Source organism: Stutzerimonas stutzeri, from assembly GCF_018138085.1.
Classification (GTDB): domain Bacteria; phylum Pseudomonadota; class Gammaproteobacteria; order Pseudomonadales; family Pseudomonadaceae; genus Stutzerimonas; species Stutzerimonas stutzeri_AI.
In genome coordinates this window covers 4,424,320-4,438,076 of record NZ_CP073105.1, presented here as the reverse complement: position 1 = coordinate 4,438,076, position 13,757 = coordinate 4,424,320, and the positions used below count along the sequence as shown (strand labels likewise).

The 13,757-nt window shown below is 63.5% G+C and carries 8 protein-coding genes; 6 read left to right on the top strand and 2 right to left on the bottom strand.

The features are described 5' to 3' along the window. Nucleotides 1–9: 9 nt before the first annotated feature. From KCX70_RS20315 to KCX70_RS20305, 3 genes are read left to right on the top strand one after another with little or no spacing between them, the layout of a single operon-like run. Nucleotides 10–7,245 carry an Hpt domain-containing protein gene (locus KCX70_RS20315; RefSeq protein WP_212620397.1) on the top strand — a complete coding sequence of 2,412 codons (7,236 nt, stop codon included), beginning with the start codon at nt 10–12 and terminating at the stop codon, nt 7,243–7,245. Next, the gene (locus KCX70_RS20310) at nt 7,238–8,290 is read left to right on the top strand and encodes a chemotaxis protein CheB (RefSeq protein ID WP_212618628.1); all 1,053 of its coding nucleotides are present in this window, start codon (nt 7,238–7,240) and stop codon (nt 8,288–8,290) included. Before KCX70_RS20315 ends, KCX70_RS20310 begins: the two co-directional genes overlap by 8 nt. Continuing rightward, nucleotides 8,287–8,757, top strand: coding sequence for a chemotaxis protein CheW (locus KCX70_RS20305; protein WP_021206015.1), 471 nt, complete (start codon nt 8,287–8,289; stop codon nt 8,755–8,757). The genes KCX70_RS20310 and KCX70_RS20305 overlap by 4 nt, the downstream gene beginning before the upstream one ends. 49 nt (nt 8,758–8,806) lie before the next feature. On the opposite strand, the gene KCX70_RS20300 is transcribed toward KCX70_RS20305, so the two are convergent. Beyond that, nucleotides 8,807–9,535 (bottom strand): 16S rRNA (uracil(1498)-N(3))-methyltransferase, encoded by a 729-nt coding sequence (locus KCX70_RS20300; protein WP_212618627.1) that lies wholly within the window; start codon nt 9,533–9,535, stop codon nt 8,807–8,809. 81 nt (nt 9,536–9,616) lie between these two features. After that, nucleotides 9,617–11,023, bottom strand: a complete 1,407-nt coding sequence (locus KCX70_RS20295) for an adenosylmethionine--8-amino-7-oxononanoate transaminase (protein ID WP_212618626.1) — start codon at nt 11,021–11,023, stop codon at nt 9,617–9,619. Between the two features lie 163 nt (nt 11,024–11,186). On the opposite strand from KCX70_RS20295, the gene KCX70_RS20290 reads away from it, so the two are divergent. From KCX70_RS20290 to KCX70_RS20280, 3 genes are all read left to right on the top strand, one after another. Then, nucleotides 11,187–11,741 (top strand): cytochrome b, encoded by a 555-nt coding sequence (locus KCX70_RS20290; protein ID WP_212618625.1) that lies wholly within the window; start codon nt 11,187–11,189, stop codon nt 11,739–11,741. Between the two features lie 23 nt (nt 11,742–11,764). Beyond that, complete coding sequence (locus KCX70_RS20285) at nt 11,765–12,340, top strand: YceI family protein (protein WP_102846876.1); 576 nt, start codon at nt 11,765–11,767, stop codon at nt 12,338–12,340. 232 nt (nt 12,341–12,572) lie between these two features. After that, on the top strand, nt 12,573–13,757 hold the full coding sequence (locus tag KCX70_RS20280; RefSeq protein WP_212618624.1) for an efflux RND transporter periplasmic adaptor subunit: 1,185 nt from the start codon (nt 12,573–12,575) through the stop codon (nt 13,755–13,757).

Sequence of the window (13,757 nt, the reverse complement as noted above, 5' to 3'; positions counted from 1 at the left end):
GGAGTCGCTATGGGTGATCGGCACGATTATGTCGCCCTGGAGTGGGTGAAAGGCGAAATTGCCGAAACGCTGAAGCAGGCGCGGCAGGCCTTGGAAGCGTTCGTCGAAAACCCGCAAGACTCGACGCGGATGCGCTTCTGTCTGACCTATGTGCATCAGGTGCATGGCACCCTGCAGATGGTCGAGTTCTATGGTGCAGCACTGCTCGCCGAGGAAATGGAGCAACTTGCCCGTGCCTTGATGGACGGGGCCGTTGCCAATCAGAACGAAGCGCTGGAAGTGCTCATGCAGGCCATCCTGCAGATGCCGGTGTATCTGGATCGTATCCAGAGCGCCCGTCGCGATCTGCCCATGGTCGTGCTGCCCCTGCTCAACGATCTACGCGCCGCACGGGGCGAGAAGCTGCTGTCGGAAACCAGCCTGTTCTCACCCGACATGTCTGCCCGCGCGCCCGCGCTTTCCCATGAATTTCTGGCTCAGAGACAGACCGAAGAACTCCCGGGGCTGCTTCGCAAACTGCGACAGATGCTGCAGGTCGCATTGGTCGGCGTCATCCGCAATCAGGATCTGCCGACCAATCTGGGTTACATGGCGCGGGTCTTCGCGCGTTTGGAAATGCTCTGCAAGGAAGCGCCGTTGGGCGCGTTGTGGCAGATCGCATCGGGTGTGGTCGAGGGGCTCGCCAGCGGAGCAGTCGCAAACGGCACCACGGTTCGGAACCTGCTGCGTCAGGTCGACAAGGAGCTCAAGCGCCTCGTTGCCCAGGGCGCCGACGGGATCAACCAGCCTGCACCTGACGAGCTGATCAAGAACCTGCTCTTCTACATAGCCAAGGCACCGACCGAGTCCCCACGCATCAAGGCGCTGAAAGCCGAATACAGCCTGGATGATGCGTTGCCGGACAGTACCCTGGTCGATCAAGAGCGCGCCCAGCTGTCGGGTCCGGACCGAGGAGCGATGCGCTCGGTCGTGGGCGCTCTGTGCGAGGAGCTGGTTCGAGTCAAGGACAGCCTGGACCTGTTCGTGCGCAGTGATCGCCTTGGGCTGGCCGAGCTTGGCGCGTTGCAGCCGCCGCTCAAGCAGATCGCCGATACGCTCGCCGTGCTGGGTTTCGGTCAGCCCCGGCGGATCGTGCTCGATCAGATCGGCGTGATCGAAGCCCTGGCTCAAGGGCAGCGGCAGCCTGACGACGCGGCGCTGATGGATGTCGCAGGTGCATTGCTGTATGTCGAGGCGACGTTGGCCGGCATGGTGGGCGGTACATCTGATGAGCGGGGCGAAGAGAGCCATCTGCCCACCACCGACGTGGCGCAGATTCATCGCCTGGTGATTCGCGAGGCGAGGACTGGCCTGGAGCAGGCCAAGGACGCGATCATCGAATTCATCGCCTCCCAGTGGAACCATCAGCACCTGGCGCGCGTACCCGAGCTTCTGACCCAGTCACGCGGTGGGTTGGCCATGGTTCCGCTGGCACGTGCCGCCGCATTGCTGGACGCCTGCAACCGCTATATTCAGGAACAATTGCTTGCGCAGCAGGCGATTCCGGACTGGCAGAGCCTGGATACCCTCGCCGATGCCATCACCAGCGTCGAGTACTACCTCGAGCGCCTCAGCGAAGACTGCGGCTCGCAAGGCGATCTAATTCTCGACGTTGCCGAAGAAAGCTTGCAGGCGCTGGGGTACCCGCTACGTGAGCCGGCCCCGACGGCCGCCGATCAGGCCGATCAGATAGGTACCGAGGCGAGCCTGGAGCTGCACGATCCGCTGGATGAGATCGAAGTCCTGCTGCCGGAGCCTGCGTCGGATTCCGCGCCTGCGCAGCGGCCGGAAGAATCTGACGAACTCAGCGCCGACGAGGCGACGCTCGACGAGCCGGACCTGGACGAGCCGGACCTCGTCCTTGAGTGGATGGCTGACGAGCAAGGTACGGCAGACGGCGATGACGCCGAGTCCGCATCGTCAGCCGTATCGGCGGAGTGGCTCGAACTCACCGAAGAGCCCGTAACCGAAATGCCTGCACCTGAAGAGGCTGATGCGTCATCGCCGGATATCGATATCGACGAGTCGCCTGCCGACGAGCCGCTGCAGGGCCTTACCTTGGAATGGAGCGAGGCCGAAATGGCCGAACTCGACATGCCCGAGGTTGAGTTGCCTGAGCGGGTGGAGCAATCGGTTGCCGCCGAACCGGCGCTGACCATGGAAGATGTGATGGCCGCGCCGGTCAGTTCGATCAACCCGCCTGCGCAGCACGTCCCGCCGAGTTTGCTACCACCACCCGAGGGCGAGGAACCGGTCGATGACGACCTGCTCGAAGTGTTCATCGAGGAGGCCGCCGAGGTGCTCGAGACCATCGGCGAGTACCTGCCGCGCTGGTGCGCCGACACTGCCGACAAGGACGCGCTCGGCGAGGTGCGGCGAGCCTTCCATACCCTCAAGGGCAGTGGGCGCATGGTGCGCGCATTGATCATCGGCGAACTGGCCTGGTCGGTCGAAAATCTGCTCAACCGCGTGCTCGATCGCAGCATCGAACCGAGCGAGCCGGTACGCAAGCTGGTCACCGATGTGGTTGCCCTGATGCCCGTGCTGGTCGAGGAATTTGCCGCCAAGGCGCAGCGTCAGCGCGATGATGTCGACCGGCTCGCCGCGAACGCGCACGCTCTGGCGAAAGGGCTGCCGACCGATCCGGAGCCGTCGGGCGGTGTCACGGTTGACGAGCCAGCGGCGGCACCGGCGGTCGAGGATCCCCTGGATCCGCAGCTGCTGGAGATCTTCCGCAACGAGGCTGAAGCCCATCTCACCACCTTGGTCGACTACCTCGCCGACTGTGCGCAACGCCTGCCGCAACCGGTGACTGATGCCTTGCAACGGGCGCTGCACACCCTCAAGGGCAGCGCGCATATGGCAGGCATCCTGCCGGTGGCGGAGATTGCCACGCCGCTGGAGAAAATGGTCAAGGAGTTCAAGGCCAACCTTATTCCGATGGATCTGGCCGAGGCCGAGCTGATTCAGGCTGCCGAGCAGCTGCTGCGTCGCGGACTCGAGAATCTCGAGCACGATCCGCTGGCGCCGATAGAAGGTGCCGAAGCGTTCATCGCCCGGGTTCATGTCCTGCATCAAGCTCGGTTGGCGGACGTCAGTGAGCGTGCCAACAGCGAACAGGGCGAGCCGCGCGACCCGGGGATGATTGCGCTGTTTCTCTCCGAAGGCATGAACATCCTGCTGGACGCCGAGGACTTGCTGCATAGCTGGCGCGAGCACCCAGCCGAGCGCCAGGAGTTGTCGGCGCTGCTGGAGGAGCTGACGACGCTCGGCCTCGGTGCGCAGATGGCCGATCTGCCGCAGATCGATGCGCTTTGTCAGGTTCTGCTCGATCTCTACGCGGTGGTGCAGGACGGCCGTCTCGCGGTCAGTGCACGCTTCTTTGATGGCGTCGAACAAGGCCATGAGGCGCTGGTCGGCATGATGGATCAGGTTGCGGCCGGTCTGCAGGTCACCGGTCAGCCCGAGTTGGTGGCTCGCCTCGAAGCGTTACTCAGCGAGGCGATCGACCCGCAGGTCTATGAACTGCCAGGCGAAGACCTGCAGCCTTATGCCCTTGCCGATAGCGTTGCGATCGATGACGTCACCGAGCATACAACCGAAGCCGAAGCCGAAGCCGAAGCCGAAGCCGAAGCCGAAGCCGAAGCCGAAGCCTGGCCTGCGGAGCCTCATGCGGAGCACAACGCACTCGACGAGGAAATGGTCGATATTTTTCTCGACGAAGCCGTCGATCTGCTTGAAAGCGCCGGCGCCGCGCTGGAGCGCTGGCTTGGTGACCCTGCCAATCAGCTAGCGCTCTCGGCACTGCTGCGCGATCTGCACACGCTCAAGGGTGGCGCGCGGATGGCGGAAGTCCGCCCGATCGGCGATCTGGCCCATGAGCTCGAAACCCTCTACGAGGGGCTTTCCGACGGCCGCTATGTCCACACGGAGGATCTCGCCAGGCTGCTTCAGCGCAGCCACGACCAGTTGGCGGTGCAGCTGGAGCAACTTCAGGCACATAAGCCGATGGATGCCGCCGCGACGCTGATCGAAGAGATTCGCGCCTATCGCCAGGGCATTCGGCCGAGCTTGGGCGGCGATGCCTTCGGGCCGAGCGAGGTGGGTGCGGCCGAGGCTATTTCCGCTGCGGAACTTGAAGTCGGCGACGCTGAGCCCTCGGCATTGGCCGACATGGATGATGAGATCTCTCTCGTACCCGGTGCGAGTGATGTTCCCGATGACGCCCCGACCGACGCTGAGTTCGAGCAGGCCGAGTGCGCGCCGACGGAGGCCAATGGTATCGCCCTGGAGGATTCGGCGGAGGACCCGTCAGCACCGCTGGAACCTGCGGCGATCGAGTCTGCCGGTTCCGAAGCTGCGCATCCTGCAATGGAGTCCGGCGCGCCCGAAGCCACCGATTGGGACAACCGGGATCCCGAGCTGGTAGAAATCTTCCTCGAGGAAGGCTTCGACATCATCGAGCGTGCCGGGGCCTCATTGCAGCGCTGGATGGACGACGTCGACAACAGCTTTGAGATCGAAGCGCTACAGCGTGACCTGCATACGCTCAAAGGCGGCGCGCGGATGGCCGACATACGCGAGATCGGCGATCTGGCGCATGAACTCGAGTACCTCTATGAGGGGCTGTGCGCCGGCAATTACCGTGCGAGTCCTGCTTTGTTCGTCCTGTTGCAGAGCTGCCATGACCGGCTGGCTGCGATGCTCGACGCGGTGCGTGCTTATCGGGCGCTGCCCAGCGGGCAGGACCTGATCGAAACCATCGGTCAGTTCCGGGCCAATCCTGACGAGCAGCTGAGCATCCCCAGCAGTGTTGCGCTGACCGCCGCTCAGGATACGGCCGAGGCTGAAATTCTCGACATTTTCATCGAGGAGGCCGATGACCTGCTCGAGGAGATGGAGACGTCGCTCGGGCGCTGGGAGGCCTCGCGCGATAGCGCTGCGCCGATCACCGACATGATGCGGGTGCTGCATACGCTCAAGGGTGGTGCACGCTTGGCCGGCCAGGGTCACCTGGGCGACATGGCCCACGATCTGGAACAGCGCCTGAGCGAAGCGCAACTGCAGGGTGGCCCCTGGACGGACAGCCTGTTTTTGGACGTGCAGGGCGGTTACGACGCGCTGCTCAAGGAAGTGGAAGCGATGCGTTCGCGGCTCGCCAGCGACGCAGTCATCGCGGCGCCCGAGCAACCGCCGGAAAGTCCCCAGGCGCCTGGTCCCGACGCCTCGGTGGTCGTCCTGGAAACTCCTATCCTGGCGGCCAGCGCGCAACGGCAGAACGTCGCGGCGCCGGCCAAAGTCCTGCCTTTCATCCGTCGTGCCGAACAGGCTGCTCTGGACGCCGCATCCCGCCGCGCGCCGCAGGAACTGGTGAAAGTTCCTGCCGACCTGCTCGAGGGCTTGGTCAACCTGGCTGGCGAAACCTCGATCTTTCGTGGTCGAGTCGAGCAGCAGGTCAGTGACGTCGGCTTCACCCTGGGCGAAATGGAAGCGACCATCGAACGTGTGCGCGACCAGTTGCGACGGCTGGATACCGAAACGCAGGCGCAGATCCTCAGCCGCTATCAGGCCGAGGCCGAGCGTGCCGGCTATGATGACTTCGACCCGCTGGAAATGGACCGTCACTCCCAGCTCCAGCAGCTTTCGCGCGCGCTGTTCGAATCCGCTTCCGACTTGCTGGACCTGAAGGAAACCCTGGCTGCGCGCAATCGTGACGCCGAAACCTTGCTGTTGCAGCAGGCGCGGGTCAACACCGAGCTCCAGGAAGGGCTGATGCGCACCCGCATGGTGCCGTTCGACCGCCTCGTGCCGCGTCTGCGGCGGATCGTGCGGCAAGTCGCCAGCGAGCTGGGCAAGCAAGTCGAATTCCATGTGGGCAACGCGACAGGGGAAATGGACCGCAGCGTGCTCGAGCGCATCGTCGCGCCGTTGGAGCACATGCTCCGCAACGCCGTGGATCATGGCGTCGAGCACGCGGCCAAGCGCGTGGCGGCGGGCAAGCCGGAGCAGGGCAATATTCGCCTGGATCTGAGCCGCGAGGGCGGCGACATCGTCCTGTCGCTGAGCGACGACGGCGCCGGTATCAATCTTGAAGCCGTTCGCCGCAAGGCGATCGAGCGTGGCCTGATGTTGCCCGGCAGCGACCTGTCGGACCATGAAGTGCTGCAGTTCATTCTCGAGGCGGGGTTCTCCACGGCCGAGCAGGTCACACAGATTTCCGGCCGCGGTGTAGGCATGGACGTGGTGCACTCGGAGGTCAAGCAGCTCGGCGGCTCGATGAGTATCGAGTCCAAGCTCGGCAGCGGTACGCGCTTCCTGATCCGCCTGCCGTTCACCGTGTCGGTCAACCGGGCGCTGATGGTCTATTCCGGCGAGGATCTCTATGCGATTCCGCTCAACACCATCGAAGGCATCGTGCGGGTCTCCCCCTATGAGCTGGAAGCCTACTATCAGCCGGGCGCGTCGCGCTTCGAGTACGCGGGGCAAACCTATGAGCTGCGTTATCTCGGTGAGCTGCTGAACAACGGCCAACGGCCCAAGCTGGTTGGCCAGAGCCTGCCGCTGCCGGTGATTCTGGTGCGCTCCAACGAGCACAGCGTGGCGGTGCAGGTCGATAGCCTGGCCGGCTCCCGCGAGATCGTGGTGAAAAGCCTGGGGCCACAGTTCGCTACGGTGCCGGGTATTTCCGGCGCGACTATTCTCGGTGATGGCCGCGTGGTGGTGATTCTCGACCTGCTCGCGACCATCCGCGTACTGCATGCACATCTGCTCACGCAGCAGCAGCCGTTGCGTCTGCTCGGCGAAGACGAGCCGGCCGAGATCGAGGTCGATCGGCCAACGCTGGTCATGGTCGTGGACGACTCGGTGACCGTGCGCAAGGTCACCAGCCGGCTGCTCGAACGCAACGGTATGAATGTTCTGACGGCCAAGGATGGCGTCGACGCGATCACCCAACTGCAGGAGCGCAAACCGGACATCATGCTGCTGGACATCGAGATGCCACGTATGGACGGTTTCGAAGTGGCCACGCTGGTGCGTCACGATGAGCACCTGAAGGACCTGCCAATCATCATGATCACCTCGCGAACCGGGGAAAAGCACAGGGACCGCGCAATGGCCATCGGCGTCAACGAATACCTCGGCAAGCCATACCAGGAGTCGCTGCTGCTCGAGGCGATCCAGCAACTGGTCAAGCGCCATGACTGAATTGTCGACCGCACGCATCGGCGTGATCGCCGACACCTCGCTGCAGCGGCACGTGCTGCAGCAAGCGCTGAGCGGCAACGGCTACAAGGTGGTTCTAAATAGCGATCCGGCCCGGTTGCAGGAGGCGGATCTGCTGGCGGTGGAGGCCGATCTTTGGTTGGTCGATCTGGCCCAGACAGAAGACTCCCCGCTTGTCAACGCACTGCTAGAGCGGGACAGCTGCCCGGTTCTGTTCGGTGAAGGGCACGCGCCCGAGCGTCATTCCGAGCACTATCCACGTTGGGAGCGCCGCTTGTTCGGTAAGTTGAAACGCCTGGTGGGGGATCCGTCCCGGGTCGTGGGCCCGCGTCTTGAAGGGCTGCGCGAGGAAGCAGAGCGGCCGAAGCCTCTAGAGCTGCCCAGCGCGTTACTGGCCGCTGAGTCGGTCGCAGGCGAGCCGGCTGCCGAAGTCTGGTTGCTGGCGGCATCGCTGGGCGGTCCCGAGGCGGTGAAGGCGTTTCTCGATGCATTGCCCGAGGGCTTGCCGATTGGCTTCGTCTACGCCCAGCACATCGAGGCCAGCTTCGAATCGGCACTGTCGCAAGCCGTAGGGCGCCATAGCCAGTGGCGCGTCAATCAGAGTCGCGCGCACGACCCGGTTCGCTGCGGCGAAGTCGTGATCGCACCCGTCGCTCAGGAAATGAGCTTCGGCAAGGATGGCGCCATGCTGCTCAGCGGGCGCAGCTGGCCGGAGCCCTACAGCCCGTCCATCGATCAGATGATGCTTAATCTGGCCCAGCAGTTCGGCAGCCGTTGCGGCGTTATCGCATTCAGTGGCATGGGCAGCGACGGCAATGCCGCCGCAGCTTACGTGTTGCGCCAGGGCGGGCGCGTCTGGACCCAGCGTGCCGACTCCTGCGTCTGCTCGAGTATGCCCGACAGCCTTCGCGAGGGCGGCTACAGTTCGTTCAGTGGCGATCCGCGCGAACTGGCCCAGGCGCTGGTCACTCATCTCGCCCAGCAGGCCAAACCGCCCGTTGCGGCTCTGCATTTGGAAAACCCATGAGTCAATCCGTCACTACCCAGGACACTGCCACCAGCATCACCGGGCTACTGGTGCCGCTGGCCGATCGCACGCTGCTGCTGCCCAACGTGGCTGTCGCCGAATTGATCCCGTATCGCGCACCGCACGCCACCGAGGGGGCTCCATCCTGGTTTCTGGGTCAGGTCCCCTGGCGCGACCTGCGATTGCCGTTGCTGTCATTCGAGGCGGCGTCAGGCGGGCAACCCGAAATCGGTCCGCAGGCGCGAGTGGCGGTACTCAACGCGCTGGGTGGGCGCGACCATGTGAAGTTCATCGCCCTGCTGGTGCAGGGTATTCCGCGATCGGTCAAGGTCGACCCCAGCCTGGCACGTTCGGATGTGGCATTGGCGCCGCTGGAGTTGGATGCGGTCAATTTTGGGGACGCCCAAGCGCGTATCCCGGACCTGGTGGCGCTGGAGCAGAAACTGGCGGACGCCGGGCTGATCTGACCGAGCTGGTCAGCACGCCCCGGCGATCGTCCGTGGCGTGTCGGCAAACTCAGTGCTCGGGTGGGAAATCACCCCATAGCTGCTGCGCCACGCTCAGCGCCACCACCGGGGCGGTCTCGGTGCGCAGGATCCGAGGGCCAAGGCGGGCGGGCTGGAATCCCGCGGTACGTGCCTGGGCCACTTCGGTATCGTTCAAGCCGCCTTCGGGACCGATCAGGACAGCCAGGGTGGCGGGGCGTTGATGCGCGGTTAGCGGTTCGGCCACTGGGTGCAGGACCAGCTTGAGCGCCGCCTCTACCGCCAGCCACTTGTTCAGGGGCATCGGCGGGTGAATGATCGGGATGATCGAGCGGCCGCACTGCTCGCAAGCGCTTATGGCGATCTGGCGCCAGTGGGCCAGACGTTTGTCCGCGCGCTCCTCATTCAGACGTACTTCGCAGCGCTCGCTGATGACTGGCGTGATCTCGGCCGCGCCCAGTTCCGTGGCTTTCTGGATGGCCCAATCCATGCGCTCGCCCCGCGACAGGCTCTGGCCGAGGTGTATACGTAGATTCGACTCGGGCAGGCCGGGCAGCCTGTCGTGCAGATCGACCGTGACTCGCTTCTTGCCGACTTCGACCAGCTCGCCGCGGTACTCATGCCCGCTGCCGTCGAACAGCTGGACCGCGGCGCCAGTCGTCAGGCGCAGGACCCGGCCGATGTAGTGCGCGGCGGTCTCTGGCAGATCCTGCGGGCCAAGCGAGAGTGGGGCGTCGATGAAGAATCGGGATATGCGCATCGGGCATGCTACGGTCGAAAGAAAGGAGCGGCAGTCTATCGCCTAAGCCGCAAACCCTGAAGCCTGCGGCCCGCGGTGACACTAACCAGGATCGCGAAACTCGTCGGGCGCGCCCGCGGCGATGGAGACGCTGACCGCTGCGCGGGTAGCGATATCGATGCCTTCGCTGGCGACCTCGGCCAGGAAGTCGATCTCTTCCTCCGTGATGGTATATGGGGGCAGGAAATACACCACGCTGCCCAGCGGGCGTAATAGGGCACCACGCTGCAGCGCATGTTGATAGACCTTGAGCCCGCGGCGCTCCTGCCAGGGATAGGCGGTCTTGCTGGCCTTGTCCTGCACCATTTCGATCGCGACGGCCATGCCGGTCTGCCGAACCTCGGCCACATGGGGGTGATCGGCCAGGTGAGCTGTGGCGCTGGCCATGCGAGCAGCCAGGCCTTTGTTGGCTTCGATCACGTTGTCGCGCTCGAACAGGTCCAGCGTCGCCAGGGCCGCGGCGCAGGCCAACGGGTTGCCGGTGTAGGTATGCGAATGCAGGAAGGCGCGCAAGGTCGCGTAGTCGTCGTAGAACGCCTGGTACATCCTGTCGGTCGTCAGCACCGCGGCCATCGGCAGGTAACCGCCGGTGAGCGCCTTGGACAGACACAGGAAATCGGGCGTGATGCCCGCCTGCTCGCAGGCGAACAGGGTGCCGGTGCGGCCGAAGCCGACCGCGATTTCGTCGTGGATCAGGTGTACGTCGTAGCGATCGCAGGCCTCGCGCAGCAGCTTGAGATAGACCGGGTGATACATGCGCATGCCGCCAGCGCCCTGGATCAATGGCTCGACGATCACCGCAGCGATTTGATCATGGTGCTCGGCCAGGGTCTGTTCCATGTGCGCGAACATCTGGCGCGAGTGTTCCTCCCAGCTCACGCCGTCGGGGCGCAGATAGCAATCCGGGCTGGGTACCTTGAAGGTATCGAGCAATAACGGCTTGTACGTATCGGTGAACAGCGCAACGTCGCCCACCGACATGGCCGCCACGGTCTCGCCGTGATAACTGTTGGTCAAGGTGACGAAGCGCTGCTTCTCCGGCCGCCCGCAGTTGCGCCAGTAGTGGAAGCTCATCTTCAGCGCGACCTCGATGCCCGCCGAACCGTTATCGGTGAAGAACACCCGATCGAGACCGGCCGGGGTAATCTTGACCAGGCGCTCCGACAGTTCCACAACCGGCTGGTGGCTGAACCCGGCGAGCATTACATGCTCGAGCTGATCGAGCTGGTCCTTGATGCGCTGATTGATGTACGGGTTGGCGTGACCGAACACGTTGACCCACCAGGAGCTGACCGCATCGAGATAGCGTTTGCCGTCGAAGTCTTCCAGCCAGACGCCCTCTCCACGCCGTATGGGAATCAAGGGCAACTGCTCGTGATCCTTCATCTGGGTACAGGGGTGCCAGAGCACGGAGAGGTCACGCTGCATCCAGCTGTCGTTCAGGCTCATGGTCGCTCCTTTGCACGTAAAATCGTCGCAGCCTAGCAGAAGTCATCCATGGCGCTTAGCTAGCGTCCATCTATCTGCCTGGTCGATAAATTGAAACAAAAAACGAGATTCATTCCGATCTGTTAGTCGTTAGGCTTGGCTCATTCATTTTCGAGGCATCTTCATGCATTGGCGAAACTCATCCAGTAACTATGGCTTGGTCAGTATTCTGATGCACTGGCTCGTGGCGATCGGCGTGGTGGGGCTGTTCACGCTGGGTTACTGGATGGTGGGCTTGACCTACTACAGCAGCTGGTACCGTACCGCCCCCGAGATCCACAGGAGCATTGGCCTGCTGCTTCTGGCAGTGATGGTATGCCGGGTCGCCTGGCGATTCCTGAGCCCCGGTCCGGCGCCGCTGGCGAACCACGGGCGGTTCACGCGTTCGGCCACCAAGGCGGGGCACGGCCTTCTCTACATCGGCCTGTTCGCGGTGATGATCTCCGGCTACCTGATATCCACTGCCGATGGACGTGCGATCAGCGTGTTTGGTTGGTTCGAGGTGCCGGCAACGATCACCTCGATACCCAAGCAGGAAGACGTCGCCGGCCTGGTCCACCAGTACCTCGCCTGGGGCCTGGTGATTTTTTCCGGCGTGCATGCATTGGCGGCGCTGAAACACCATTTCATCGATCGCGATGCGACGCTCAACCGAATGCTCGGCCGTGCCGAAGCCTGATATCCATCACTCAAGGAGACATCATGTTGAAGAAAACCATTGCTGCATTGGCCCTGGGCTCGTCGCTTCTCGCCAGCCAGGTCTTCGCTGCGGACTATGCGATCGACACCCAAGGCCAGCATGCCTTCGTCAATTTCAAGATCAGCCATCTGGGCTACAGCTGGGTCTGGGGTAGCTTCAAGGAGTTCGATGGCAACTTCAGCTTCGACGCCAGCCAGCCAGAAGCGAGCAAGGTCAAGGTGACTCTGCAGACCGCAAGTGTCGACACGAACCATGCCGAGCGCGACAAGCATCTGCGCAGCGATGACTTCCTCAACGTTTCCGAGCATCCGACCGCCACGTTCGAATCCACGTCGGTCAAGTCGACTGGCGACGGTACCGCCGATATCACCGGCAACCTGACGCTTAACGGCGTAACCAAGCCGGTGGTGATCGCCGGTAAGTTCATCGGCGAAGGCAAGGACCCTTGGGGCGGCTATCGCGCTGGCTTCGAAGGCACCACGACGCTGAAACTGAAAGATTTCGATATCAAGATGGATCTGGGCCCGGCGTCCCAGACGGTCGATCTGATCATTTCGGTGGAAGGCGTTCGCCAGTAAACCGAGATGGGTTTTCCAGCGCCGGCGTAAGCCGGCGTTCTGCTTTCTATGGCACCGAAACCTGGTTGCCACTCGTTCAAAAGAACTGCGCTAGTCGTCCCGGTGGCGCGTCACAGACACGATCATCTGTTTACAGACAGTCTTGAATGTAAGTATATTCCTCACATTCTGCCATTCGAGTCTGTCCGAGCCATCTAGCTCTGGGACTGTCTGTTCAATGAGGTCGCGTTCGATGTCAATCAAGCAAGCCAGTGCTGCTCTGATCCCCTTTCTTGCCGCTGCGATCCTGCTCGGCGGTTGCCGCGATGACCAGGCCGAGCACGCCGGCGGGGGCAAGCCCCAGCCAAAGCCGCAGGTGGGTATCGTGACCCTGGAGGCCGAGCCGTTCGCCCAGACTACCGAGCTGCCGGGTCGCACCACCGCCTACCGGGTGGCCGAGGTCCGGCCGCAGGTCAGCGGGATCATTCAGAAGCGCTTGTTCACCGAAGGCAGTGAGGTGAAGCAAGGGCAACAGCTGTATCAGATCGATCCGTCCGTTTACGAGGCCACGCTGAAAAGTGCCGAGGCACGGCTGGCTTCGGCCAAGTCGCTGTCCGATCGCTATGGCTTGCTGGTCAAGGAGCAGGCGGTGAGCCAACAGGCCTATGACGAGGCCCGTGCGGCGTCGCTGCAGGCGCAGGCCGAGCTCGAGCGAGCGAAGATCGATCTTCGCTACACCAAAGTGCTCGCACCCATCTCCGGCCGCATCGGCCGCTCGGCAGTGACCGAAGGCGCCCTGGTCAGCAACGGTCAGGCGCAGCAGTTGGCGACCATCCAGCAGCTCGATCCGATCTACGTCGACGTAACCCAGCCGGTGCAGGACCTGATCGCCCTGCGCAACGACCTTGAAAGCGGTCGGCTGCAGCAGGCCAGTGACAGCGCGGCCAAAGCCCGGCTGATCCTGCCGAACGGCTCCGAGTATTCGCGTGACGGTACCCTGGAAGTCTCTGAGGTGGCGGTGGATGAAGGCACCGGTTCGGTCACCCTGCGCGCCGTGTTCCCGAATCCGGAGAAAAACCTGCTGCCCGGTATGTTCGTCCACGCGCGGCTGCTAGCCGGCGTGCGCGAGCAGGCCTTGCTGGTGCCGCAGCAGGGCGTGACCCGTAATGCTCGCGGCGAGCCGACCGCGATGGTGGTTGGCACGGACAACAAGGTCGAGCTGCGCCAGATCAAGACCGAACGTGCGGTGGGCAACCGCTGGCTGATCAGCGAAGGCCTGCAACCTGGCGACCGGGTCATCACCGAAGGCCTGCAGTTCATTCGCCCCGGTGTCGAGGTCGATCCACATCCGGCCGGCAACGTTCAACAGGCCGGCCCGGCTGCCGGGCAGCCCGCTGAGCAGGCCGCTGCGGCACCCGCTGCCGGCCAGGGGGAATAA